The following is a 23635-nucleotide window of genomic DNA, read 5'->3' on the forward strand; positions in this document are numbered from 1 at the left end:
GCGCAATGGCTGGGCCATCCCGTCAGCCTGCTGTGGTGCCTGGTGTTCGGCGCACTGATCTCGCCGACCGATCCCATCGCGGTACTCAGCGTGCTCAAGAACGCCGGTGCGCCAGAAAGCCTGGAAACCAAGATCGCCGGCGAATCGCTGTTCAACGACGGCACCGCCGTGGTGGCCTTCCTCACGCTGGTCGGCCTGGCCACCGGCGCCACCGAGTTCTCGGCTTCGCACGTGGCCATGGCGCTGGTGCGCGAGGTACTGGGCGCGCTGGTGCTGGGCGCGGTGCTGGGCTACGGTGCGTCGCTGCTGTTGCGCGGCATCGAGAGCTATCCGGTGGAGATCCTCATCACGCTGGCGCTGGCCACGGGTGGCTACAGCCTGGCCGAACTGGTGCATGTCTCGGCGCCACTGTCGGTGGTCATCATGGGGCTGGTGATCGGCAACCACGGCGCGGCCACTTCGATGTCAGAGAAGACGCGCGAGCATCTGTTCAATTTCTGGGGCTTGCTCGACGAACTGCTCAACCTGGTGCTGTTCGGCCTGATCGGGCTGGAGATCATCGCGCTGTCGCTGCACCTGCATATCGTGTGGCTGGGGCTGGCGGCGATTCCCGTGGTGCTGCTGGCGCGCTGCATCAGCGTGGCGATCCCGCTGCTGGCGCTGCAGAACTTCCGCCGGCTCAACCCGCACTCGGCCACCATCATGACCTGGGGCGGGCTGCGCGGCGGCATTTCGATCGCGCTGGCGCTGTCGCTGCCGGAGTTCCACGGGCGCGAGATGCTGATCGGCGTGACCTACCTGGTGGTGGTGTTCAGCCTGCTGATCCAGGCCACCACGCTGGGACGGCTGGTCAGGCACCTGAACGGGCGCAACGGGCTGAACGCCACGCGCTGATCCCGATAGCAGAAAGGCCCGGAAGCGCTACGCCACCGGGCCTCGCCGGAAACCGGCAGCGGGAGGGCATGCGCGCCCTCCCGCCCTGCTCACGCCACCTTCGGGAAATCCACCACCGTATCGTTGACGCGGTTGACCATATTGGTGAACAGGATCGCGCTGACGGCCTGGATGCTCTCAATGATCTGGCGGTCGCTGTAGCCGGCTTCGCGCACATCGGCCACGGCGCTGGCGGGCAGCGTGCCGCTGGTCTTGACGAGGGTCAGCGCAAAGCGGACCAGCGCGTCGATCTTGCCGTCCTCGGCGTAGGCGCCGGCGCGCAGCGCGCGGGTCTGCTCGGTGCTGTAGCCGGCCATCTTGCCGGTCATGGTGTGCGCGGCCACGCAATAGTCACAACCCGAGGCTTCGCTGACGGCGAGGTTGATGGCTTCGACTTCGCGCGCGCTCAGCGTGGAATTCTTCTGCAGCAGCGCACCAGTCTGCAGCGCGTTGGCCAGCACGGCCGGGGCATTGCTGCCGATGGTCAGGTAGGCGTTGGGTACCTTGCCGATGGCCTTCTTGATGGCGCCGAACAATTCGGCGGTCTGGCCAGTGGCTTCGTCGAGGGCGATGGTGTGAAGACGGGACATGACGGACTCCTTTGCGTTGGTTGATGGACCGCGCGGTGTTTGTTGCGCGGCTTCCATGGACTGAAGTCTAGGCGCCCAAACTGCGCGTTACCGCATATAATGATCGCAATATCTTGCCCAAACGTCTCAAGCAAGCTCACCTCGCCCGGACCCTCTACCCTCCCGAAGCCATGGACAGCCTGACCGAACTCGTCCGCATGCTGGCGCCCGCCGGAACCGTCGACCTGCATTGCCACTTTGCCGGCGTCTGGCGGGTGGACCATGTGCTGGCGCCGCCGGGACACCTGCCCTATCACATCATCCTCGAAGGGCAGGCGATCGCCGAGGCCGGAAAGAAGGAAATGACGCTGGATGCCGGCGATGTGCTGCTGTTTCCGCACGGCAGCGCGCATACGCTGCGCAGCCTGCGGGCCAATACCGGCAAGGGCGGGGACCAGGCCGCCCCGGGCGAGCGGCAGACACACTTCAACGGCATGCTGACCGAGGTGAGGATCCCGGGCGAAGGGCCTGAGCTGGACCTGCTGTGCGGCACCTTCGTGCTGGGCCTGCCGGGCACCATGCTGCTGCGCCACCTGCCGCCGGTGCTGCGCATATCCACCGCGGGGCGCGCCGACTGCGCGTGGCTGGATGCCATGATCGGCATGATGCGCAACGAGGCGCAGGCACCCGAGCCGGGCGGCACCGCGGTGATCGGGCAGCTCTCCACGGCGCTGCTGACCTTGCTGCTGCGCGCCCTGATCGCGCAGGGCGGCGTGACCCACAGCGTGCTGGCGCTGATGGCGGACGCGCGCATGGCGCGGGCCGTGGACGCGGTGCTGAAGGCGCCAGCCGAGCCGTGGTCGGTGGAATCGCTGGCACAGGTGTGCAATGTGTCGCGCGCCACGTTCGCACGGCGCTTCACGCAGCTCAGCGGCGAGACGCCGCTGCAGTTCGTCACCACCTTGCGCATGGAATTGGCGGCCCGCCTGCTGACCCAGGACCGCGAGTCCGCGGCCAATATCGGCGAACAATGCGGCTACGCTTCCGAGGCGGCCTTCGGGCGCGCCTTCAAGGCGTATTTCGGCGTGGGCCCGGGCGCGTTCAGGCTGGCCGCGCGCGAGCGGCGCAGCGCCGCCGTCGCGCAGGCGGCGGCTGCAGCGGGATAGCGGCGCCTCAGGCGGCGGCGTGGGGGGCCTGCCGGGCCTCGTAGACCTGCAGGTGGGCGTAGGCAGTGCGCACCAGCGGCACGGCGTGCCCGAAGCGCTCGGCGCGGCTGGCCATGTCGCCAACGATGTCGCGCGCTTCCAGGCGCGGCGCACCCTGGGCGATATCGCGCATCATCGAGGCCGCCCACGGCGAGTTGGCGTCCAGCAGCCGCTCGACCATCGCCTTGTGCACCGGCTCGGGCAGCGCATGGCCCGACAGCCGCGCCACTGTGGCGCATTCGTCCATGGCCTGCTGCATCAGTGCGCGGCCGTCGTCGGTCTTCACGATCTCGCCCACCGTGCCGCGCATCAGGCAGGTCATCAGCGCGCCCGACGCGATCATCACCCACTTGTTCCACAGCGCCTGGTCGACGTTGGCCGACAGCTCGCGCGTGCCGGGCGTGGCCGCGGCCAGTTCATGGAAAGCGCGGGCCAGGGGCTGCGCGGCCTCGGCGCGCGCGCCCACCACCAGTCTGTCGCCGGCGCCCTGGTGCACCACCGCGCCCCCAGCTTCGAGCGTGGTGGCGATGTAGGAAACGCCGCCCAGCACGCGTTCGCGGCCATAGCGCGCGTCCAGCGTTTCGTAGGCGCGCAGGCCGTTGACCAGCGGCAGTATGGCCGTGCCGTTGCCGCGCTCGTCCAGCGCCGGACCGAGCGCCTGCATGGCGCTTTCGAGGTCGTAGGTCTTGCAGGCCAGCAGCACCAGGTCGTAGTCCGGGCCCACATCGCCGGCCTGCACCGTCTTCACGGCGGTGCGGATATCGCCTAGCTCGCTGCGCACCACCAGGCCATCGCGGGCCAGCACCTCGGCGCGCCGCGGCCGCACCAGGAATGTGACATCCGCGCCAGCCTGCTGCAGGCGGCCGCCGTAATAACCGCCCATGGCGCCCGCGCCCAGGACCAGAATCTTCATGACGTTCCCCGCTTCGATGAAATGAATGAAACAAACGGATGCGGAGGCCCGCGCGGGCACGGTGCGCGGCAGCCGCGCGGCCTGCTAGACCTCCCCTGCAACTTCGTCCGGCGCCTGCTCGGCGCCGGACAAAAAATCCTGCGCGGCGGCGAGCCGCCTGCGCATCCCCTCTTGCGCGGCCGGCCCCGGCACCAGCGCATGTCGCGCAAAGCTCAGGGGCTCGCCGGTGCCGCGGTCCACCAGCACTGGCTCGACCGCCTTGCCGGTGTCCTTGTCGACCAGCTCCACGCTCGGCCCTTCCGGCGCGAAGTGCTTGTTGCCCCAGGCCAGCATGGCCAGCAGCACCGGCAGGAAATCGTGCCCGACCGGGGTCAGCACGTATTCGTAGCGCGGCGGCTTTTCCGAGTACTGGCGCCGCTCGAGCAGCCCCTCGTCCACCAACGCCGTCAGCCGGCGCGTGAGCATATTGGGGGCGATCTCCAGGTTCCTCTGGAAGTCGTCGAAACGCCGCGAGCCGTAGAACGCCTCGCGCATCAGCAGCATGCTCCACCACTCGCCGACCCGTTCCAGGCCACGGGCGATGGGGCATTGCATATCCCTGAAGGTCTTTCTCTGCATGGTCGACGGCTCCGCTGGCATCACGATACTTTCACCATGATAGCCAAAATGGCGGCCGCCTACGGTTTCAGGAAGCCGGCCGGTCGCGCGCCGCCCCCGGCCTGGGCGGCGGCGCGCCGGGCCGGGGCGGCACGCGGCAGTACATATTGTCGGCACGGCTGCAGGCGATGCTGCCGCTTTGCGGCCGGTCCCCGCCGGCGCGCGCCGGGGCCAGGCCGCCGGCAAGCAGCGCCACGCCGGCGAGTGCAATCAGATGGCGTTTGAGCATGGTTGTTGTCCCTTGCATGGATGACGTTGCGCCTGGCCGCGTTCAGTGCGCATCGGCCGACGGCGCCTTGGGCGGCGCCACCTTGTGCATCAGCGGCACCATGGCTGTGGCGATGACGAAGCACACCAGGATGACGATGAAGATATCGGCGAAGGTCTGCGTCTGCGCCTCGCGGTAGGCCAGCGCCCACAACTGCCTGATGGCGGCGGACTGCGCCCCTTGCGCGTCGAAGCCCCACGCAGCCATATTGCTGCTGGCCGACTGCAGCAGCGCGGCCATGGCCTCGTTGCCGGCGTTGAGGTGCTCGGCCAGCCGCAGGAAATGCAGGTTGGTGCGGTCGTTGAGGATGGTGGCGCAGACCGCGATGCCGATCGCGCCGCCCAGGTTGCGCATCAGGTTGAACAGCCCCGAGGCCAGCTTGAGCCGGTCCGGCGGCAGCGCGCCCAGCGTCAGCGTGACCACCGGCGCCACCGCGAACTGCTGCGCCATGCCGCGGAAGGCCTGCGGCAGCAGCAATTGTTCGGCACCCCAGTCGCTGGTGATCGGCGCGAACTGCCACATCGAGAAGGMAAAGCAGGCCAGCCCGACCATCAGCAGCCAGCGCAGGTCCACGCGGTTGGCGAAGAAGGCATAGACCGGGATCGACATGACCTGGAAGACGCCGGTGGAGAACACCGCCAGCCCGATCTGCAGCGCGCTGAAGCCGCGCACGTGCCCCAGGAACAGCGGCGTCAGGTAGATGGTGGCGAAGATGCCCACGCCGGCGATGAAGGAGAAGAAGCAGCCCAGCGCGAAGTTGCGGTCCTTGAGCGCGCGCAGGTCCACCACCGGGTTCGCGTAGGTCAGGCTGCGCCACACGAAGCCGACGCTGGCCAGCGCGGCGATCCACGCCGTGGCGCGGACGGTGTCGTCGCCGAACCAGTCCCAGCGCGGGCCCTCTTCCAGCGTGTACTCCAGGCAGCCGAGGAACAGCGCCATCAGCGTCATGCCGAGGTAGTCGGCGCCGCGCACCAGCGACCAGTTGGGCCGGTCCACGCGCACGAACATCGGCACCGCGATCATGACGAAGATGCCCGGCACGAGGTTGATGAAGAACAGCCAGTGCCAGGAGAAGTGGTCCGTGATCCAGCCGCCCACGGTGGGCCCGAGCGTGGGCGCCAGCGAGGCCAGGCCGCCGATGGTGGCCGCGGCGATCACGCGCTGCTTGCCGGTGAAGAACATGAAGGCGGTGGTGAACACCAGCGGGATCATCGAGCCGCCCAGGAAGCCCTGCATGGCGCGGAAGGCGATCATGCTCTGGATGTTCCAGGCGATGCCGCACAGCAGGCTTGCCACCGTGAAGCCGGCGGCCGACGCCGCGAACAGCCAGCGCGTGGACATCACGCGCGCCAGCCAGCCCGACAGCGGGATGACGATGATCTCCGCGATCAGGTAGCTGGTCTGCACCCACACGGTTTCATCGGTGCCTGCCGACAGCCCGCCGCCAATGTCGCGCAGCGAGGCCGAGACGATCTGGATGTCCAGCAGCGCGATGAACATGCCCACGCACATGGTGGCGAAGGCGAACACCTTGGCGCCGGTGGTCATCGACGCCGGCGAGAAGTCCGGCAACCCTGCGGGCGGGCGGACCGGCGCGGATTGCCCGGCGGCGGCGCCGGGCTGCGCGTCCGCCAGCGCGGCGCCGCTCATTGCTGCACCTGTGCGTCGGCGCGGGAATCGACCTCCGCCACCACGGACAGGCCGGGACGCAGCATGGCCAGCTTGGTGTCGGTCTCGTCGAGCATGATGCGCACCGGCACGCGCTGCACGATCTTGGTGAAGTTGCCGGTGGCGTTTTCCGGGGGCAGCACGCTGAACTGCGCGCCGGTGGCGGGCGCCAGGCTGGTCACGCGGCCATGGAACACCTGCCCGGGCAGCACGTCCGCCTCCACCGTGGCCCGCATGCCCGGGCGCAGCCGGGCCAGCTGGCCTTCCTTGAAGTTGGCATCGACCCACAGGCCGCGCGCCGGCACCAGCGACAGCAGTTGCGTGCCGCTGGCGGCATAGGCGCCGACGCGCGCGCGCCGGTTGCCCACGGTGCCGTCGATGGGCGCGCGCAGCTCGGTGTATCCGAGGTTCAGGCGTGCGATATCGCGCTCGGCAATGGCCTGCGCCAGCGCCGCCTGGGCCTGCTGCTTCTGCGTGGCGATCACGTCCACCTGGCGCTGCGCGGCCAGCAGGCTGGCCTGCGCCTTCTGCGTATTGGCCAGCGACTGCTTGAAATCCGAATCCGCTTTCTGCGAGCTCTGCAACGACACCGCCGACTTGGCCGCCAGGCTCTGGTAGCGCGCCTGGTCCTCGCGGGCGCGCACGGTATCGGCATCCACCGCCGTCACCGCGGCGCGGGCCTGCCCGATCACGGCCTCCTGCAGGGCGCGCGTGGCATCCAGGTTGGCCAGCAGCGCCTGCTGCGCGGCCACCGCGCCTTCGGCCTTGGCCAGCGCGGCGCGGTAGTCGCGGTCGTCGATGCGGGCCAGCAGGTCGCCGGCATGCACCTGCTGGTTGTCCGTCACGCGCACTTCGGCCAGGTAGCCCGCCACCTTGGGCGCGACCACGGTGACCTCGCCGCCGATATAAGCGTCGTCCGTGCTCTGCAGGAAACGCCCCTCGGTCCACCAGTGCTGGCCGTAGACGGCCAGGCCGACACCGGCCGCGACGAGCACGCCGGTCACGACAGCTCGCTTGCGGCTGATGCGGGGTTTCGAGACGGAAACGGGATCCGAGCCGGCACGGTCGGCGGCGATTTCGCTGGTCATGACACTTCCTCTTGCTTGCACGTTCAGATGACGCCCGCGGTCTGCGGGTCGCCGGGGATGGTTGCGGCGCCGGTGGCGGTGCCGGGGCAGGCGGCGGCGCGCGCGCCATCCGACCTCGCCAGGCGGAAGCGCAGGCGCTCGCTCGCGGCCGGTCCGGCCGTGACGAAATGGTCTGCTTCCGTAATGGGGCGCCCGTTGGCGGCGTCCACCAGGATCGGCGTGACGGTGGCGCCGCTGTGGCGGTCCACCAGCACCACGGTCTCGCCTTCGGGCGCGTAGTGACGGTTGCCCCAGTTCAGCAGCGCCAGCAGCACGGGCCAGAATTCGCGGCCGCGCGGCGTCAGCAGGTATTCGAAGCGCGGCGGCCGCTCGCAATACTGGCGCCGCTCCAGCAGGCCTTCGGCCACCAGCGACTCGAGCCGCCGGGACAGCATGTTGGGCGCGATGCCCAGCTGCACCTGGAAATCGTCGAAGCGGCGGGTGCCGTAGAAGGCCTCGCGCAGGATCAGGATGCTCCACGACTCACCCACCCGCGCCAGGCTGCGGGAAATGGGACAAGGGGCGGTATCGAGCGGTGTTTTCCGCATATTCTCGGCCTCCGAAAATCATGTTGCTATCAATATGAAAGTTAGTATAGAGTGGTAGATATCATCATGCAAGTAACTTGTTGATCAAAGTTTGCGAGGCGCCGAAGACGCCGCGCTGCAGATTCGCAGAAGGAGATGGATATGGATCGAACCTCGCCCCGCCCCGGGCTCAAGTCACCCCGGACACCGGCGTTCGGCTACGCCAGGCTGGCAGCGGCCGCCCTGGCCGCTGCAGGTCTCGCGGCCTGCGCCGCGGTGGGGCCGGACTACCGGCAGCCCGCCGTTCCCACCACGGCGGGCTATGCGCAGGCAGACGCGCTCGCCGCGCGTGAAACCAGGCTGCCGGCACCGGCGCTGGATAGCTGGTGGACCGGCTTCGACGATCCCGTGCTGACCCGCATCGTGCAGCGCGCGCTCGACCAGAACCTGGACCTGGCCGCCTCGCTGGCGCGCGTGCAGCAGGCCCGCGCGGCGGCGGCCGAAGCCGGTGCGCAGTTGCTGCCGCAAGGCAGCCTGTCGGCCCAGGCCGTAAAGGAGCGCCAGTCGCTGGAAAGCCCGCTTGGCAAGATCGCCAGTCAGTTCCCCGGCTACAACCGCAATCCCACGCTCTATGACGTCGGTGCCGGCGCGAGCTGGGAGATCGACCTGTTCGGCGGCCTGCGGCGCGGCGCCGAAGCGGCCGACGCCGAAGCCCAGGCCGCGCAGGCGGAGCAACTCGGCGTGCGCGTCTCGGTTGCCGCCGAAGCCGCCGATGCCTATTTCCGCGTGCGCGGCGCGCAGCAGCGCATCGCCATCGCGCAGGAACAAGTCGATACCAACGGCAAGCTGCTCGAACTGGTGCGCCTGCGCCTGAACGACGGCCTGTCCTCCAGCCGCGAAGTCGCGCAGGCCGAAGCGCTAGTGGCGCAGGCGCGCGTCACCATCCCGCCGCTGCGCATCGAGCTGCAGACCCAGCTCAACCGGCTGGATGTGCTGATGGGCGCGCAGCCCGGCACCTACGCCGCGGAACTGGCCGGCCCCGGAGGAAAAGCCAGCCTGGCCGTGCCCGCCATCTCGGTGGCGCAAGGCCCCGCGGACCTGCTGCGCCGCCGTCCCGACGTGATTGCCGCCGAACGCCGGCTGGCGGCCAGCAGCGCGCGCATCGGCGCGGCCACCGCGGAGTACTACCCCAAGCTGTCGCTGTCCGCCCTGCTCGGTTTCGAGAGCCTCAGCACCGGCAAGCTGTTCTCCGCCGCGGCCTTCCAGCCAGCGGCGGTGGCCGGCCTGCGCTGGCGCCTGTTCGATTTCGGGCGGGTCGATGCCGAAGTGGCGCAGGCCAGGGGCGCCAACGCCGAGGCGCTGGTCAACTATCGCAAGGCCATGCTGCGCGCCACCGAAGACGTGGAAAACGCCGTCGTCACGCTCACCGAGCTGGAATCGCAGGGCAAGGAGCTCACCACCGAGATCGACGCCCACGTGCGCGCGCGCGGCGCCTCCGAGGATGCCTACAAGGGCGGCGCGGTGAGCCTGTTCGAAGTGCTGGACGAGGAGCGCCAGCTGCTGGCTGCGCGCGACCAGCAGGCACGCGTGCATGCCGACAATGCGCGTGCCGCGGTGGCCACCTTCCGGGCGCTGGGCGGCGGCTGGTAGGACCTGGCCGCCGCGGGCGCGGGCGCACCATCGGCGTGCACCGCGCCCGCCGATGCATCCCCCGCTGCGCCCGACTGGTGCGCGGCCACATGCAGCGCATGCCATGTTTGCGTACAAAACATGCGCACGGCGCTTGTATATCAGGCTGGCATACCTATTGCATGACAGCCTGGCATGACCTTCTCCACGCCAGTTCTCGACCACGACTCCGCCCTGCCGTCCGCGCTTCGCGGCGGCGGTGGCGATGCGGCCCGCACCGCGTCTTCGGCCGAGATCGCCGAGCGCATCACCCAATCGATCCTGGCCCAGCGCCTGGCACCCGGCACGCGGCTCGGCGAGCAAGCGCTGGCCGGCCTGTTCGGTGTGAGCCGCACGCTGGTGCGTGAAGCGCTCACGCGGCTGGCCGCGCGCGGCATCGTCACGGTGTCGGCCCGGCGCGGCTGGTTCGTGATCGAGCCCTCGCGGCAGGAAGCCCGGCAGGCCTTTGCCGCGCGGCGCGCCATCGAACTCGGCCTGCTGCGCTACGCCCCGCCGCTGACCGCGCAAGCCATCCGCCGCCTGCAGGAACACGTGGCGCAGGAAGAGCGCGCACTGCGCGCCGACGACGCAGCCCTGCGCAGCTACCTGCTGGGCGACTTCCATGTCTGCCTGGGCGAATGCGCGGGCAATGTGCTGCTGGCCGATACGCTGCGCGACCTGACCGCGCGCACCACCCTGATCGCCATGCGCTACCAGTCCAGCCACCAGGCCCATGCCTCGTGCGCGGACCATGCGCAGATCGTGGCGGCACTGGCCCGCGGCGACACCGAACAAGCCATCGCCCTGATGGACGCGCACCTCGGCCACGTGGAGGCCGGGCTGAGCGCGGCCACGCCGGACGACCGGCCCGATCCGCTGCGCCAGGCGCTGCGCCCGCTCGGGCATGGCGCGTGAGCGCCCGCCCTCCGACCGATTTCCGATTTCCTCTTCACCCAACCCAAACGGCAAGCTAGCAAGGACACGCAATGAAGCTCTCCAGAATCCTCCTCGGCCTTGGCGCCACCGCCCTCGCGTTCACCATGCGCGCCGCCAGCGCCGAAGCGCTCGACGACGTGGTCAAGGCCGGCGTGCTCAAGGTTGCGGTGCCGCAGGACTTCCCGCCCTTCGGTTCGGTCAGCGCCGACATGAAGCCGCAAGGCCTGGACATCGACGTGGCCGCGCTGATCGCCAGGAAGATGGGCGTCAAGCTGGAACTGGTACCGGTGACCAGCACCAACCGCGTGCCTTACCTGCAGACCAGGAAGGTGGACCTGGTGATCTCCAGCATGGGCAAGAACCCCGAGCGCGAGAAGGCCATCGACTTCAGCGAGGCCTACGCCCCCTTCTACAACGGCGTGTTCGGCCCGGCCGACCAGAAGGTCGCCAGCGCAGCCGAACTCGCCGGCAAGACCGTGGGCGTGACGCGCGGCGCGGTGGAAGACCTGGAGCTGAGCAAGGTGGCACCGCCCACCGCCACCATCAAACGCTACGAAGACAACAACGGCACCATCAGCGCCTTCCTCTCGGGCCAGGTGCAGCTGGTGGCCACCGGCAACGTGGTGGCCGCCGCCATCCTTGCCAGGAATCCGCCCAAGAAGCCCGAGCCCAAGTTCCTGATCAAGAACTCGCCGTGTTTCATCGGCCTGAACAAGGGCGAGCCGAAGCTGCAGGCCAGGGTCAACGCCATCCTGGGCGAAGCCAAGAAGGACGGCGAGCTCAACACCCTGACCGTGAAGTGGCTCGGCATGCCGCTGCCGGCCACGCTTTGATGTCCTGAAGTCGTGAAACCCTGAAGCCCTGGCGCTCCGGATCCACCGGGGCGCCAGCCAAGCAAGGCCCGCGCTCACGCGCGCCTCCTGGCGGCGCGCCCAACTACGGCATCGCATGTCCTATCAATTCGACTTTCTCTCGGCCTTCGACTACGCCGGCGTGTTCGCGCACGGCGTCGCCGTCACGGCCGAACTCACCGCCGTGGGCGGCCTGCTCGGGGTAGCCCTGGGCATCGGCTGCGCGTGGGCGCGCACCCAGGGACCGGCCTGGCTGGCGGCGATCGCCGGCGGCTATGTGGAACTGATCCGCAACACGCCGTTCCTGATCCAGCTCTTCTTTATCTTCTTCGGCCTGCCCAGCGCCGGCATCCACCTGGGAGAAATGACCTCGGCCATCCTGGCCATGGTGATCAACCTCGGCGCATACAGCGCGGAGATCGTGCGCGCAGGCATTGCCGCCGTGCCGCGCGGGCAGTTCGAAGCCGGCGCCAGCCTTGCCATGGCCCCCTTCCAGGTGTTCCGCCACGTGGTGCTGCTACCCGCCTTGCGCAAGATCTGGCCCGCGCTGTCGAGCCAGGTGGTGATCGTGATGCTCGGCTCCGCGGTCTGCTCCCAGATCGCCGCCGAGGACCTCACCTTCGCCGCCAACTTCGTCCAGGGCCGCAACTTCCGCGCCTTCGAGGTCTACCTGCTGACCACCGGCATCTACCTGCTGCTGGCCATCGGCCTGCGCCAGGTGCTGCGCGGCATCGGCGGCGCGCTGTTCCGGAGAGCCCGATGACCGATTTTTCAACGTGGGACATCCTGCGCAACCTGCTGCTGGCGGCGCGCTGGACCGTGGTGCTGTCGCTGGCGGCCTTTGCCGGCGGCGCCGTGACCGGCCTGCTGGTGCTGCTCATGCGCATCAGCCGGCGCGCGCCGTTGCGCCGCGCCGCCTGGGGCTTCATCGAGGTCTTCCAGGGCACGCCGCTGCTGATGCAGCTCTTCCTCGCCTTCTTCGGGCTGGCGCTGTTCGGCGTGGAGATTCCCGCCTGGCTCGCTGCCGGCCTGGCGCTCTCGCTGTGGTCCGGCGCCTACCTGGCCGAGATCTGGCGCGGCTGCGTCGAAGCCATCCCCAAGGGCCAGTGGGAAGCCGCCGGCTGCCTCTCGCTGGGACATCTGCAGCAGATGCGCTACGTGATCCTGCCGCAGGCGCTGCGCATCGCCATTGCGCCCACCGTCGGCTTCGTCGTGCAGATCGTCAAGGGCACCGCGCTGGCCTCCATCATCGGCTTTGTCGAGCTGTCCAAGGCCGGCACCGTGATCACCAACGCCACCTTCAGCCCCTTCACCGTCTACGCGCTGGTCGCACTGATCTATTTCGCGCTGTGCTGGCCCCTGTCCCGCTACAGCCGTCACCTGGAAAGGAAGCTCAATGTCGCTCATCGCCATTGAAAACGTGAAAAAGCGCTTCGGCGCCAACGAAGTGCTCAAGGGCATCGATCTCAAGATCGATCCGGGCGAGGTCATCGCCATCATCGGCAAGAGCGGCTCGGGCAAAAGCACGCTGCTACGCTGCATCAACGGCCTGGAAAGCATCGACGAAGGCAATATCTCCGTGGCCGGCGCCAAGCTCGGCACGAGCGAGCTCGAGCTGCGCGTGCTGCGCCGCAAGGTCGGCATGATCTTCCAGCAGTTCAACCTGTTCCCGCATCTGAGCGCCGGGCGCAACGTCATGCTGGCCCCCACCGTGGCCGGCGGCGCCAGCGAGTCAGAAGCCCTCGCCCGCGCGCGCGAATGCCTGGCCAAGGTGGCGCTGGCGGAGAAATTCGACAGCTACCCCGACCAGCTCTCCGGCGGACAGCAACAGCGCGTGGCCATCGCGCGCGCGCTGGCGATGCAGCCGCGCGCGCTGCTGTGCGACGAAATCACCTCGGCGCTGGATCCCGAGCTGGTGGTGGAAGTGCTGAACGTGGTGCGGCAACTGGCGCGCGAAGGCATGACGCTGGTGATGGTGACGCACGAGATGCGCTTCGCGCGCGAAGTCTGCAACCGGGTCGTGTTCATGCACCAGGGCCGCGTGCATGAGGCGGGTCCGCCCGAGGAACTCTTCGCCAGGCCGGCCACGCCGGAGCTGCAGCAGTTCCTCGGGATGGCGGCCTGAAACATGCAGGCCGGCCGGCGCCCGGATGCCGGGTTCCGTGTTCGCCATCGTACCGACTGCGCACCGGATCGGTGTCAGTGTCGTTTTGTGAAGCATCGCCAGGACCGTTCGCGGATCCGCGCGGTTTCCCGGCCGGGCTTCTCAATCGCGCCGGCGGGCCATGAGATGCCGGCATGATCGCGCCCGCTGCCGGCTCGCCTTCGATCCGGTGCAAACCAGCTTGCCTGCGAGGTAAAGAATCATGCGCACCGTACTGTACTTCCGGCTTCGCGACGCCGTGGCCGCAAGGAAGATTCAAGCGGGCCTTTGCGAATTGCCCCTTTCCCCCTCGCTCATCAAAGGCCCATGGTTCATCCAGCGTGACGACCAGGCGCTCGAAGGACTGCAGAAAGCCGACGCCACCCAGACCACATACCGCGGCGAATGGGAGATTGCGGGCATCCTGGCCGGCGCCGCGCTGGCGATCTACGGGACCTTGCGCCTGGGGACTTCCGCCGGCACGCTGGCCACCGTGCTGGCCTGCGTGGCGGCAGGCGCCATGGGCGCCCTGGCCGGCTGGTGGCTGGGACGATGGCTGGGCGGGCTGATCCGCCGTGGCGGGATCGCCCGGCAACGCGCCAGCCTGGCGCCAGGCGAGATGCTGCTGGTCACCAGTTGCGCCAGGGCGACCAAGGACACCGTCAAGCGGATGGTCGGTGAACTGGGCGGCGAGAGCATCGAGGAGCGCAATGAGGTCTTGCCGGGCTTGCGCTGGGCCTAGCGTGGCCGCCCCGCCGGGGCGCCGCGAGCGCAGCGGGCCGCGCAAAGGTGCCTGCACGCAGTACCGCCCTTCCGGGCGCCTGAGCCCCCGGCCACCGCGCCGGGGGCTTGCCATCTGATGCCAGCGATTGCCAGCGATTTTTCCGCCTGGCGGGCGCGCTTTGTCCGGCCCCCGATCGGCAAAGTGTTCGCGGCGGCGCCCCGCGCCGGCGCAGGTCAGCTACCCCACCTTCGGCGCGAACGCGCCATCATTGCCAATGCGCTGACATATGTCCCGTCTATATTCCTAGAGGGGGCATGTGTCCGACGTGCCCGCCAGACGATCCGGAGGCCTGCCGCAAGCACACCGGCAGGCCCCGTCCAGCCGGCTTTGGAGGCCTGACATGAGTGCCCAGCACGACCCGAAGGCCAACCGCCTGCTTGCGGTGCTTCCCGAAGCAGACTGGTTGCGCATCGCACCGCACCTCGTGCTGACCGAACTGCCCCTGGGCTATGTCGTCTACGAGTCGGGCGACCAGCTCGGGAATGTGTACTTTCCCACCACGGCGATCGTATCGTTGCTCTATGTGATGGAAGATGGCGCATCTGCCGAGATCGCCATCGTCGGCAATGAGGGTATCGTCGGGATCGCGCTGTTCATGGGCGGCGAAACCACGCCGAGCCGGGCCATCGTGCAAAGCGCGGGTATCGGGTACAAGTTGAATGCAAAGCTGCTGAAGCAGGAATTCGCGCGTGGCGGCCCCGTACAACGCCTGCTGTTGCGCTACACGCAGGCACTGATCACGCAGATGGCCCAGACCGCGGTCTGCAACCGGCATCACTCGATCGAGCAGCAACTCTGCCGCTGGCTGCTGCTCAGCATTGACCGCCTGCCGACCAACGAGCTGACGATGACGCAGGAACTGATCTCCAACATGCTCGGTGTCAGGCGCTCCGGCGTCACCGAGGCGGCGCTCAAGCTGCAGAACGCCGGCCTGATCCGCTACAGCCATGGACATATCGCGGTAATCGACCGGCCGGCGCTCGAAAGACATGCGTGCGAATGCTACGCCGTGGTGAGGAGGGAATTCGATCGCCTGCTGCCGGACTTGCCAGCCGTCTGAGCAACGGTGGCCGGCGCGCCGGGATGTATTCCCGCGCTGCCGGCGCGCCATGGAAGAGATGAGTGCCAGCGGCGGGCGCGTGCCTGTCCGCCATCGTACCGACAACCCGGCCGGAACCCGGCAGCATTCGCCAACAGGTGGGCGAAATGCCCACCGGGCACCGTGCTCCCGACACTTGCATGCGCAGGGCGCGCTTGCGAACACGCCGAGCCCGCAGGAGGACGAGACATGCTACGCAGCATCGAGGAACTGGAAAGCTACCCCGTTCGCGCGACAGACGCCGATATCGGCGCGGTGAAAGACCTCCTCTTCGACGAACAGGCATGGGTGGTCCGCTATCTGCGCGTGGAAGCCGGCAGCAAGCGCTCCAGCCAGCCGGTCATGGTCGCGTCCAAGGCCATCGCACGCTCRGACTGGATGGATGACGTCATCCACCTGACGCTCGCAAGATCGCAGGTGCTGGAGCACAAGCAGGGGGAAGCCGCCGACGCCTCCCTGCGCAGCGCGCAGGCGATGTCGCACTACGGGGTTCACGCCCGGGACGGCGATATCGGCCACATGGACAGCCTGCTCGTCGACGTACACACCTGGGCAATGCGCTACATCATCGCCAGCATCAGTAACTGGCTGCTGGGCGACCGGGTCATCATTCCCGTGAAGGCCATCCAGGGCGTGAACTGGCCGGACGCGATGGTGTCGCTCGACCTCACCCGCGAGACCCTGAAGGGCGCGCCGCGCTATGACGACGAAGTCCGCCTGGACCGCCGACAGGAAGCGGGCATTCACCAGTACTACGGGCACCCCGGCTATTGGCTCGATCCGCCCGCCCACGACGACGCCTCAGCGCGCCGGCACTAGTCGCCGGCGGGGTGATGCGCGAGTGCAGGCGGCACCGGTGCGCGCCGTTGATGTCGTCGCCTGCACACACCGTCGAGTAACACAGTTTGGGGTGGGCCAGCACAAGAGCCTATGATGCAAGCGTGACATAACCACAAGCTCGATTATCGAAAAGGTATCCATGAAGTATGTCTCAGTACCGCCAGCCCCGGCGCGCCCCCCGCACACAGCGGGAAAACGCCGGCCTGAGCAACCCGATGAAGCCCGCCGGACCGCGCAGCCCGGTCAGTTTGATCCGCAAAGCAGACAGATAGCGGATCTTGGCGACGGCAGCTTCAAGCAATAACTTCATCACGCGCCGGCACCAAGGGTGCTTGCGCGCGTGCAGACGGCCCAGGGACGGAACCGCATTCGCCACACCGTCATGGCCTTGCCCCTGCGGGCATCTCGTTCTCCCTGGCCCCTTGGGCGACAAACCTCCGGGCACGCACGTGCCTGGTCAGCCGAGGTGCAATATGGCACTCAGTTTTCCCAACCCGAGCCGCAGCTACGATGCCGCCAAGCATTGTGTGTGGTTCTGGGGCTACGACAACGCRCGCGAGATCACRTTCCWGGTKGGCGATGMCATGCTCGCCAGCCTGGATCCCGCGATGGGCCAGGCCGAGCGCGAAGTGCTCGCGGCCTTCGACCGGCACCGCGAGCAGATCCTGGAGCTGGCCAGGACCCAGTACGCTGGCGGGCGCCAGAACAGGTACCTGCTCAGCTGAACAATCTCGGCTGAACAAGCTCACCTGGCATCGCTGACATAGCTGCGCACCGGCGTCAGGAACTCAAGCGTGCGCGCGGCCTTCAGCAAGCGCGGCAGCGCCGCCTCATAGGCCTGGCGATAAGGCCGGCTCAGGTGATGCGACTTGAAATAGTGCTCGCTGCAAGCCCATGTCTCGTACAGGACCAGCGTATCCGGATCCTCCACCGAGCGGTGGAGATAGGTATTGATGAAGTCCGGCTCCTTCGACATCTCTTCGAGCACGTGCAGCAGCTTTTCCTCGATTTCTTCGCGGTGCTCTGGCTTGCCCGGCAGATGGACGATGAATGCGGTGACGTCGCTCATGTTTGTCTCGCGTAGGACCGAACCGCGCGCCATGCGCGGCTCGTGCAAGGGATGCGCTCAGGTGAAGACGCTCAGGCGTTGAAGCCGCCGTCGATGGTCAGGCTCGCGCCGGTCACGAAGCCGGCTTCAGGGCTTGCCACGTAAGCCACCATGCCCGCGATTTCGTCGGCGCTGGCGTGGCGTTGCAGCGCCATCAACCCGTGCAGCGCGGCGGCGAAATCGCCGGACTCGGGATTCATGTCGGTGTTGGTCGGGCCCGGCTGCACATTGTTGACCGTGATGCCTTTCGGGCCCAGGTCGCGCGCCAGGCCCTGCACCAGTCCCCGCAATGCCGACTTKCTCATCGCGTAGGCGCTGCCGCCGGCAAACGGCATGCGCTCGGCGTTGCAGCTGCCGATATTGATGATGCGCCCGCCGTCGCCCATATGCGGCAGCACGGCCTTGGCGGCGACGAAGACGGCGCGGACGTTCACATTCAGCGTCTTGTCGAAGTCGTCCAGCGAGAAGCTGTCGAGCGTGCCCATCAGCAGCACGCCGGCGTTGTTCACTAGGATATCGATCTTGCCCAGGCGATGCGCTGCGTCGTTGATGGCGCCGCTCAGCGATGCCGGGTCGGCAACGTCGGCTCTGATCGCGAGCGCGCGGCCGCCCGCGGCTTCGATGCTCGCAACCAGTTCACTCGCGGCGGCCGCCGAGCTTTGATAGGTGAAGGCCACGGTGGCGCCATCGCGCGCCAGGCGGCGCACGACTGCCGCGCCGATGCCGCGCGCACCGCCGGTGACGAAGGCAACCTTGCCGGAGAGGGAAGACGTCATGATTTCTGTTCCGATTCGAAAGTGGGTGTGCAGCAAGTATGGTCACTTTGGCCACCACCTCGGTAGACGGCAATCGGGATCATCACCTTCAACCGTTGGTATGAGCTGACGGCATGGAAGCGCTCAACCTCCTCGAGTCATTCATCCATAGCGCCGAAACCGGCAGTTTCTCCGCTGCGGCACGCCGGCTCGGTGTCGCTGTACTACCCGAACAAGAAGGCACCAGCCCTGCAAGCTATGTGCGCCAGCACACTGAGCGAAGCGCCGAAGCCGTCGATAAAGTACAGGCTCGGGCTGCATGTGACCCATTGCAGCCAGGTGCGTCCGCGCCGGCACCGCGCAGGAGCCGGCTACGCGCCCGGGCCATGTGACGAATGAGCAACCCCTCCCAGGAGCCAAGACACCGTGAGCCGCACCCGTACCTGGCTTCGACGCGGCGGTATTGCTGTGGTCGCATTGGCGATGCTCGCCGGTGTCATCGTGTTCGCCGGCGACTGGCTCGCCGCCCGCAAGATGCAGCGCAGCATCGATGATATTGTGGTCCAGCCGCTGGCTTACCGCGATGACGCGGCAGCCATCGAGCGCGGCCGCTACCTCTACGCTTCGCGCGGCTGCGCCGACTGCCACGGCGCGCAAGGCAACGGGCGCATGTTCGTAAACGACGGCAGGGGCCTGCGCATAGCCGGCCCGAATATCAGCCCCGGCCCCGGCAACGTGGTGTCGCACTACATAGCCGCCGACTGGGTTCTCGCCATCCGCCACGGCGTGAATCCGCAACTCCGCCCGCTCATGGTCATGCCGAGCGAGGACTTCAATCGCCTGACCGACGAAGATCTCGCCGCAGTGATCGCCTATGTCCGTCACATGCCGCCTGCCCCGGGCGGTGCCGCGGTGCTTGAGCTGCCGCTGCCGGTGCGTGTGCTCTATGGCTTCGGGCTGATGCAGGACGCCGCGGCAAAGATCGACCACACGCTCCCGCCCGGACAGCCCGTGCCCGATGGCGTCACGGTCGAACATGGCGCATACGTGGCCAATATGTGCATAGGCTGCCACCGCGCGACGCTGGCTGGCGGCAAGATTCCCGGTGCCCCGCCGGAGTGGCCGGCCGCCCCCAGGCTCGCGCCCGGCGACGGCTCGGTCATGCCCCGCTATCCCGACGCCGGCACCTTCGAACGCATGCTGAGGAGCGGCCAGCGGCCCGATGGCGCAGCCCTGCAGGTCATGCCCTTCGCGTCGCTGCGCCAGCTGAACGACACCGACGTGCGCGCGCTGTATCTCTATCTGACAAGCCTGAAGGGAGAGCGCAAGGGCTGAGCCGTCACGGAACCGGTCACCCGGGACCCGCCCGTCCGCATCCACGGAACGCGGCTTGTCACTTCAGGGAGAAGACCACAAGCTGCGCTGCGTGGGTGGCTACGCGTTCTGGTCCGTTGCCGCGGGTGCGGTCTTGAAATAGTCCGGGAAAGGCCATTCTTCTTTCAATTCGTCTGCCGTGCCGGCATAGCAGTCCCGATCGATGGCATCCATGCCGGGAAACGCGTGAGGAGGTGGCCCCGCATTGCCGTCGGTATATTGCCAGAGGATGAACCGTGGCCACGTATCGATTGGAATCCCGACCGGCAAGTCCTTGTAGCGCGCATACCAGAGGGGGCAGTTCTTGAGGATAGCGTCGGCGCCATGCGCCTGCACGGCATCCCGCAGCATATTGCCGCCATAGATCATCGGCCAGCGGCCCGTCTTCTCCTTGACCCTGGTCACGAAGGCATGGGCTTGCTCCAGCGTCATGTCAGGACCGCTCGAACTGGGCTCGAAGTCGAGGCAGAAAAGCGTCCTGCTGTTGTCTACCGCCGGATCGCCCCACTGCACGGCACCGAGGAAATTGTCCGCCTGCTTGATTGCGGGGCGGGAGCTGGAGAAGTGATAAGCRCCCCACAGCAGCCCTGCCGCCAAGGCCTGGTCGCGGCGCTTCCTGTACTTTGGATCCTGGAAGGTTTCACCCTCGCTAGCCTTGTGAATGACGGCCCTGACGCCGGCATTGAATGCCGTGAGCGCGTCAAAGGGATTGTCGTGGTTGATGTCGACGATGACGTCGATCGTACCCGCGAAGGTTTCCGGCATGGAAGTCTCCAGATTGGAAGGTTCCCGGGAGCGTCGACGAACCCGACTTCAGTGCACGGCAGGCATGGGCAATGCGATGTTGGTGGCGGCGCGTGTGCTGCCAGATCAGCCTGTGCGGCGGCTCTCTTCGGACATGACAGCATCAGCATAGGCATGCGGCACGTGAAGGGATCTCATCCAGAAGTTGGAAATGGCTTTCGAATTATTTACGACAGCTGTTCACAAATTTCACTGGAGCCAGCCGGAAGGCAGGCTGCGGCGGTTGTCGCCTGTCGGGCTGCGGGTTCCGGCCGTCAGGGCTTGCGTAGCGGCCTGAGTCGCGGCCTGAGTCGCTGCCTGAGTCGCGGCTTGAATGATCCTTGACGGCACCAGCGCCTGGCGCACCGATCTGTCAGTCGGCGCGCCGTGACGCCCACTCGCTGAAGCCAGGTCCGCCATGAATGGTCTTGTGTCTCGCCCACTCCACCTCGGCGGCGGTGGCGTATGTGACACCAGGCTCCCACCAGAGCGCGGCTTCCTGCTCAAAGGATGGCCGCTTCTCCATTCGCGCAACCAGCGAGGCGAGCTTTGGGCGATCTGGCGCGCGCCAGGACAGCCGCAACGGGCGGGTCTCGATGAACTGGCAAATACAGGTGAGGAGGATATCCTGCGCAGAGGTCACGCCAGGGACAAAGCCGTCGGCAGCGCCGGCTATCTGCGCCTCGAACCAGTCGAGAAGATGCTGGTTGCGAATGGCGCACCGGGCGGCGTGGCCATTTTCTTCGTGCCGGATGCCGGACCACTGCAATTGCGACACCGTCGTCGTCGACACGCCGAAGGTTTGCAGCGTGGCGAGAACGAGCTTGTCGTGCCATTCCTGCGCCGGGCGCACGTAGTCGGTCGCCAGGGGAGGCATGCCTGCCGGCGCGGCCGCACCCGGATAGCGAGACATGAGGTAGTCAATGATCACGGCCGAGTCCCACAACGTGAGTCCGCCGTCGACAAAGGTGGGAACCTGGAGGGTTGGCGTGATCTTCGCACGCTCCTCCACGCTGGGCGTCGTGAAGGTCTCCACCCGTTCAAAATCCAGGCCCTTTTCCACCAGCACGATGCGCACGGCACGAGCGAAGGGCGATCCCGTGGTGAAAAACAGCTTGCGCATTCCGGCCTCCAAGAACGACAGCGCGCCGCGCGAACCGGCGTTGCGAAGACAAGTGCATCGCCGGTCCTGACATGAACGCACCCTTGCCTTCGCGCTCGCGCATCTGTCGCCGCCTGCTCACGACGCCACGCCGCCACGTCGGCGCCGGGACGTCTAGCTCAGCCCCAGCGTGAACGGCAGCAGCAGGACATTCACGATCAGCAAGCCATAGAAGATCGCCATGGCCGCGGAGATGGCCGGACGCTGTTCGCGCTCTGGCGAGGCACGTCGATCCCGCCTGCGTTTCCACAGGAAACCCGCGCCCATGCTGAAGGCGGCAAAGCCGGTCAGCAAGGCCGGCGAAACCACGGCGGACAAAGCAGGCTTCGGCGCGGCATTCTCCGTTGCCGCCGCCGCCGAGGTCTCGGAGGAAGCGGCTGCCGGCAGCACGGGCACGGCCGGCTCGGCCGGCTTGGCCGGCTGCAGGCTCTCCTGCATGACAGGCGGCCGGGCGGGCGTCTCCCGATCCACCGCCGGCGGTGTCGGCTCCCGCTTTGGCGGCACGGGCACGGGCGCGGCAGCGCTTATGCTTGGCGGGGCCAACGGTTGCGCCGGCTTGCTGCGGGGGCTATCCCGCCACCGCCACCATTGGTGGTAAAGGCTTTCAAGACAAGACGTGGAGTCGCAGGCATCCCGTTTGATGCGCCATGCGTTGACGTCGGCATCGTTGATGACGCCGGTCCGCAGCAGCTTCTGCTGCTCGGCGTACATGCGCTCATAGCGCGTCGCGAGCTGCGCGTTGTCGCAGAGCAGCTGCTGGCTGCGCCGGCGCTCGCCGCTCGCCAGCGCACACCGCGTCCCTTTGCCGTTTTGATCTTCGCAGCGGACCGATCCGCCGCCCGGCGCTGACTTACAGTCGATGTCGGAAGCCTGCGCCACTTCGAAGGCAGACAGGCCCAAGGCAACGAGCACGGCCAGGCGTCCTATGACCCTGTTCATCATCGGCCCCCACGGAAGCGGGCACATCGGCCCAGGGAGTTAACGTAGCCGATGGTCGCATGGGTCCGCAAGCGCGCAGTAGGAAACGGATGTGGTAGTGCACTTTCTCTGGCATCGCAAAACCGAAATGCGCGCGCTCCTTCTCCTGCGCTTCGATATGCGCGCCGCCGGGTGTGCGCTTGCGGCCACGAGGGATCTCGCCCCTCCAGTTTCCATTGCCGCGCGATAAGGTCGATCGGCCTGCGCCTGGTCTTCGGCCGGCGTTATTGCTATCGGGCGGCATGCCCCGCACATGCGTCCCGGCGGTCAAGGCGGACGATGAATCCGCCGGGTATATTGCACACCCTGCATCTGGCAGCGGCCCTTGCCGGATGCAAGGCCGAGCCTATCAGGCGGCGGCGCCGCACCAGCCGGAGTGGCGCGCTTGCTGGCCAGCCCGGCAGTGCGGATACAGCCGCCTCACCTCAACGCGACAACACGCTCCGGATGGTTTCCGCGAGGTCCTTGGCCAGGAACTTAGACACATACGCATCCGCCCCGACCTTGCGCACATGGTCCTCGCTCGCGGTACCCGACAGCGAGGAGTGAATCACCACCGGGATCGACTTGAAGCGGGCGTCGCCCTTGATCTTGCGGGTCAGCGTGAAGCCGTCCATCTCGGGCATTTCCAGGTCGGTCAGCACCAGGGCGATTTCGTCCTGCACGGTGCGGCCGTTGGCGCTGGCGTGCTCGGCGATCTCGCCGAGCTGTTGCCAGGCTTCTTCGCCGGTCTTGGTCATCAGCACGGGCACGCCCATGGCCTTGAGGCCTTGTTCGATCAGGCTGCGGGCAAAAGCGGAGTCATCGGCGGCGAGGATCTTGGTGCCGGGGCGCAGGTTGAGTTGCGGGCCGACAGTCTTGGGGTCGACTTCGGGCTGGCGGGTCGGCAGCACGTCGCGCAGGATCTGTTCGACGTCGAGCACCTGCACCAGGCGCGGGTTGTCGCTGTCGGCTTCGAGCTTGGCGATGCTGGTGACCAGGTCGCCCTTGACGCTGGTTTCGGCGGAGACGACCTGGTTCCATTCGAGCCGCACGATCTCTTCCACGGCTTCGACAGCGAAGCCCTGGGTGGAGCGGGCGTATTCGGTCACCAGCAGGATGTTGAGGCCGCTCTTGGGGCTGCAGCCAACCAGCTTGGGCAGGTCGATGACCGGAATGACCTGGCCGCGGATGTCGGCCATGCCGAGCATGGCGGGACCGCCGCCGACCACGGTGGTGACCTTGGGCATGACCAGGATCTCGCGGACCTTGAAGACGTTGATGCCGAACAGTTCGCTGTGCGCGGAC

Annotated in this window: 27 protein-coding genes and 1 pseudogene; 14 read left to right on the forward strand and 14 right to left on the reverse strand. The window is 67.5% G+C overall.

The features are described 5' to 3' along the window. Positions 1-894: cation:proton antiporter (locus tag AC1DO7_RS23865; protein ID WP_477116636.1), on the forward strand; the 894-nt coding region annotated here is incomplete at its 5' end. 89 nt (positions 895-983) lie between these two features. Here the strand turns inward: AC1DO7_RS23865 and AC1DO7_RS23870 are convergent. Continuing rightward, the gene (locus AC1DO7_RS23870) at positions 984-1523 is read right to left on the reverse strand and encodes a carboxymuconolactone decarboxylase family protein (protein ID WP_441616762.1); all 540 of its coding nucleotides are present in this window, start codon (positions 1521-1523) and stop codon (positions 984-986) included. Between the two features lie 113 nt (positions 1524-1636). On the opposite strand from AC1DO7_RS23870, the gene AC1DO7_RS23875 reads away from it, so the two are divergent. Then, the gene (locus AC1DO7_RS23875; RefSeq protein WP_441616760.1) at positions 1637-2668 is read left to right on the forward strand and encodes a cupin domain-containing protein; all 1032 of its coding nucleotides are present in this window, start codon (positions 1637-1639) and stop codon (positions 2666-2668) included. A gap of 7 nt (positions 2669-2675) precedes the next feature. Here AC1DO7_RS23875 and AC1DO7_RS23880 read toward each other — a convergent pair whose 3' ends face one another. From AC1DO7_RS23880 to AC1DO7_RS23905, 6 genes are all read right to left on the reverse strand, one after another. Beyond that, positions 2676-3620, reverse strand: a complete 945-nt coding sequence (locus AC1DO7_RS23880) for a 2-dehydropantoate 2-reductase (RefSeq protein ID WP_441616758.1) — start codon at positions 3618-3620, stop codon at positions 2676-2678. An 84-nt stretch (positions 3621-3704) separates the two neighbouring features. Continuing rightward, a complete protein-coding gene (locus tag AC1DO7_RS23885; RefSeq protein ID WP_441616756.1) occupies positions 3705-4238 on the reverse strand; it encodes a winged helix-turn-helix transcriptional regulator in 534 nt (177 codons plus the stop codon). A gap of 67 nt (positions 4239-4305) precedes the next feature. Continuing rightward, the gene (locus AC1DO7_RS23890; RefSeq protein WP_441616754.1) at positions 4306-4506 is read right to left on the reverse strand and encodes a hypothetical protein; all 201 of its coding nucleotides are present in this window, start codon (positions 4504-4506) and stop codon (positions 4306-4308) included. 42 nt (positions 4507-4548) lie between these two features. Next, a complete protein-coding gene (locus AC1DO7_RS23895) occupies positions 4549-6093 on the reverse strand; it encodes a DHA2 family efflux MFS transporter permease subunit (RefSeq protein WP_477116640.1) in 1545 nt (514 codons plus the stop codon). A 98-nt stretch (positions 6094-6191) separates the two neighbouring features. Continuing rightward, the gene (locus tag AC1DO7_RS23900) at positions 6192-7301 is read right to left on the reverse strand and encodes an HlyD family secretion protein (protein ID WP_441616752.1); all 1110 of its coding nucleotides are present in this window, start codon (positions 7299-7301) and stop codon (positions 6192-6194) included. Between the two features lie 23 nt (positions 7302-7324). Beyond that, complete coding sequence (locus AC1DO7_RS23905) at positions 7325-7888, reverse strand: winged helix-turn-helix transcriptional regulator (protein ID WP_441616750.1); 564 nt, start codon at positions 7886-7888, stop codon at positions 7325-7327. Positions 7889-8029: 141 nt separating this feature from the next. On the opposite strand from AC1DO7_RS23905, the gene AC1DO7_RS23910 reads away from it, so the two are divergent. From AC1DO7_RS23910 to AC1DO7_RS23950, 9 genes are all read left to right on the forward strand, one after another. Next, a complete protein-coding gene (locus AC1DO7_RS23910; RefSeq protein WP_441616748.1) occupies positions 8030-9517 on the forward strand; it encodes an efflux transporter outer membrane subunit in 1488 nt (495 codons plus the stop codon). A gap of 174 nt (positions 9518-9691) precedes the next feature. Continuing rightward, positions 9692-10450, forward strand: coding sequence for a GntR family transcriptional regulator (locus AC1DO7_RS23915; RefSeq protein ID WP_441616746.1), 759 nt, complete (start codon positions 9692-9694; stop codon positions 10448-10450). A 71-nt stretch (positions 10451-10521) separates the two neighbouring features. Continuing rightward, positions 10522-11304 (forward strand): transporter substrate-binding domain-containing protein, encoded by a 783-nt coding sequence (locus tag AC1DO7_RS23920; protein ID WP_441616744.1) that lies wholly within the window; start codon positions 10522-10524, stop codon positions 11302-11304. Positions 11305-11419: 115 nt separating this feature from the next. After that, on the forward strand, positions 11420-12085 hold the full coding sequence (locus AC1DO7_RS23925; protein ID WP_441616742.1) for an amino acid ABC transporter permease: 666 nt from the start codon (positions 11420-11422) through the stop codon (positions 12083-12085). After that, the gene (locus AC1DO7_RS23930; RefSeq protein WP_441616740.1) at positions 12082-12738 is read left to right on the forward strand and encodes an amino acid ABC transporter permease; all 657 of its coding nucleotides are present in this window, start codon (positions 12082-12084) and stop codon (positions 12736-12738) included. The genes AC1DO7_RS23925 and AC1DO7_RS23930 overlap by 4 nt, the downstream gene beginning before the upstream one ends. Next, complete coding sequence (locus tag AC1DO7_RS23935) at positions 12719-13447, forward strand: amino acid ABC transporter ATP-binding protein (protein WP_441616738.1); 729 nt, start codon at positions 12719-12721, stop codon at positions 13445-13447. Before AC1DO7_RS23930 ends, AC1DO7_RS23935 begins: the two co-directional genes overlap by 20 nt. A gap of 241 nt (positions 13448-13688) precedes the next feature. Next, positions 13689-14207: a hypothetical protein gene (locus AC1DO7_RS23940; protein ID WP_441616736.1), complete on the forward strand. Its 519-nt coding sequence runs from the start codon at positions 13689-13691 to the stop codon at positions 14205-14207. Between the two features lie 382 nt (positions 14208-14589). Then, complete coding sequence (locus AC1DO7_RS23945) at positions 14590-15309, forward strand: Crp/Fnr family transcriptional regulator (protein ID WP_441616734.1); 720 nt, start codon at positions 14590-14592, stop codon at positions 15307-15309. A gap of 228 nt (positions 15310-15537) precedes the next feature. Beyond that, complete coding sequence (locus AC1DO7_RS23950; RefSeq protein ID WP_441616732.1) at positions 15538-16167, forward strand: hypothetical protein; 630 nt, start codon at positions 15538-15540, stop codon at positions 16165-16167. 172 nt (positions 16168-16339) lie between these two features. Here AC1DO7_RS23950 and AC1DO7_RS23955 read toward each other — a convergent pair whose 3' ends face one another. Then, the gene (locus AC1DO7_RS23955; protein ID WP_441616730.1) at positions 16340-16501 is read right to left on the reverse strand and encodes a hypothetical protein; all 162 of its coding nucleotides are present in this window, start codon (positions 16499-16501) and stop codon (positions 16340-16342) included. Between the two features lie 160 nt (positions 16502-16661). Between AC1DO7_RS23955 and AC1DO7_RS23960 the strand changes: the two genes are divergently transcribed. Then, a complete protein-coding gene (locus AC1DO7_RS23960; RefSeq protein WP_477116637.1) occupies positions 16662-16913 on the forward strand; it encodes a DUF1488 family protein in 252 nt (83 codons plus the stop codon). A gap of 20 nt (positions 16914-16933) precedes the next feature. Here the strand turns inward: AC1DO7_RS23960 and AC1DO7_RS23965 are convergent, their stop codons facing one another. Both AC1DO7_RS23965 and AC1DO7_RS23970 read right to left on the reverse strand, forming a co-directional pair. Then, a complete protein-coding gene (locus AC1DO7_RS23965) occupies positions 16934-17257 on the reverse strand; it encodes a putative quinol monooxygenase (RefSeq protein WP_441616726.1) in 324 nt (107 codons plus the stop codon). Between the two features lie 71 nt (positions 17258-17328). Beyond that, positions 17329-18072 carry an SDR family oxidoreductase gene (locus AC1DO7_RS23970; protein WP_477116638.1) on the reverse strand — a complete coding sequence of 248 codons (744 nt, stop codon included), beginning with the start codon at positions 18070-18072 and terminating at the stop codon, positions 17329-17331. Between the two features lie 113 nt (positions 18073-18185). On the opposite strand from AC1DO7_RS23970, the pseudogene AC1DO7_RS23975 reads away from it, so the two are divergent. Together AC1DO7_RS23975 and AC1DO7_RS23980 are read left to right on the forward strand one after the other, a co-directional pair. Continuing rightward, a pseudogene (locus tag AC1DO7_RS23975) lies at positions 18186-18269 on the forward strand (helix-turn-helix domain-containing protein); the annotation flags it as partial. 208 nt (positions 18270-18477) lie between these two features. Continuing rightward, on the forward strand, positions 18478-19386 hold the full coding sequence (locus AC1DO7_RS23980) for a c-type cytochrome (protein ID WP_441616722.1): 909 nt from the start codon (positions 18478-18480) through the stop codon (positions 19384-19386). Between the two features lie 99 nt (positions 19387-19485). Here the strand turns inward: AC1DO7_RS23980 and AC1DO7_RS23985 are convergent, their stop codons facing one another. From AC1DO7_RS23985 to AC1DO7_RS24000, 4 genes are all read right to left on the reverse strand, one after another. After that, positions 19486-20190 carry a glycoside hydrolase family 25 protein gene (locus AC1DO7_RS23985; RefSeq protein ID WP_441616720.1) on the reverse strand — a complete coding sequence of 235 codons (705 nt, stop codon included), beginning with the start codon at positions 20188-20190 and terminating at the stop codon, positions 19486-19488. Between the two features lie 391 nt (positions 20191-20581). Then, entirely contained in the window at positions 20582-21331 is a 750-nt protein-coding gene (locus AC1DO7_RS23990; protein ID WP_441616718.1) for a glutathione S-transferase family protein, read from the reverse strand. A gap of 153 nt (positions 21332-21484) precedes the next feature. Continuing rightward, positions 21485-22312, reverse strand: a complete 828-nt coding sequence (locus AC1DO7_RS23995) for a GntR family transcriptional regulator (RefSeq protein WP_441616716.1) — start codon at positions 22310-22312, stop codon at positions 21485-21487. 461 nt (positions 22313-22773) lie between these two features. Then, the coding region (locus tag AC1DO7_RS24000; RefSeq protein ID WP_477116639.1) for a chemotaxis protein at positions 22774-23635 on the reverse strand (862 nt) is incomplete at its 5' end.

This window comes from Cupriavidus sp. 05N40 (genome assembly GCF_056397305.1).

Coding starts and splice junctions, on each gene's coding strand:
- AC1DO7_RS23870 (WP_441616762.1), bottom strand. CDS start 1,523: ATGTCCCGTCTTCACACCATCGCCCTCGACGAAGCCACTGGCCAGACC.
- AC1DO7_RS23880 (WP_441616758.1), bottom strand. CDS start 3,620: ATGAAGATTCTGGTCCTGGGCGCGGGCGCCATGGGCGGTTATTACGGC.
- AC1DO7_RS23885 (WP_441616756.1), bottom strand. CDS start 4,238: ATGCAGAGAAAGACCTTCAGGGATATGCAATGCCCCATCGCCCGTGGC.
- AC1DO7_RS23890 (WP_441616754.1), bottom strand. CDS start 4,506: ATGCTCAAACGCCATCTGATTGCACTCGCCGGCGTGGCGCTGCTTGCC.
- AC1DO7_RS23900 (WP_441616752.1), bottom strand. CDS start 7,301: ATGACCAGCGAAATCGCCGCCGACCGTGCCGGCTCGGATCCCGTTTCC.
- AC1DO7_RS23905 (WP_441616750.1), bottom strand. CDS start 7,888: ATGCGGAAAACACCGCTCGATACCGCCCCTTGTCCCATTTCCCGCAGC.
- AC1DO7_RS23910 (WP_441616748.1), top strand. CDS start 8,030: ATGGATCGAACCTCGCCCCGCCCCGGGCTCAAGTCACCCCGGACACCG.
- AC1DO7_RS23915 (WP_441616746.1), top strand. CDS start 9,692: ATGACCTTCTCCACGCCAGTTCTCGACCACGACTCCGCCCTGCCGTCC.
- AC1DO7_RS23920 (WP_441616744.1), top strand. CDS start 10,522: ATGAAGCTCTCCAGAATCCTCCTCGGCCTTGGCGCCACCGCCCTCGCG.
- AC1DO7_RS23925 (WP_441616742.1), top strand. CDS start 11,420: ATGTCCTATCAATTCGACTTTCTCTCGGCCTTCGACTACGCCGGCGTG.
- AC1DO7_RS23930 (WP_441616740.1), top strand. CDS start 12,082: ATGACCGATTTTTCAACGTGGGACATCCTGCGCAACCTGCTGCTGGCG.
- AC1DO7_RS23935 (WP_441616738.1), top strand. CDS start 12,719: ATGTCGCTCATCGCCATTGAAAACGTGAAAAAGCGCTTCGGCGCCAAC.
- AC1DO7_RS23940 (WP_441616736.1), top strand. CDS start 13,689: ATGCGCACCGTACTGTACTTCCGGCTTCGCGACGCCGTGGCCGCAAGG.
- AC1DO7_RS23945 (WP_441616734.1), top strand. CDS start 14,590: ATGAGTGCCCAGCACGACCCGAAGGCCAACCGCCTGCTTGCGGTGCTT.
- AC1DO7_RS23965 (WP_441616726.1), bottom strand. CDS start 17,257: ATGAGCGACGTCACCGCATTCATCGTCCATCTGCCGGGCAAGCCAGAG.
- AC1DO7_RS23990 (WP_441616718.1), bottom strand. CDS start 21,331: ATGCGCAAGCTGTTTTTCACCACGGGATCGCCCTTCGCTCGTGCCGTG.
- AC1DO7_RS23995 (WP_441616716.1), bottom strand. CDS start 22,312: ATGATGAACAGGGTCATAGGACGCCTGGCCGTGCTCGTTGCCTTGGGC.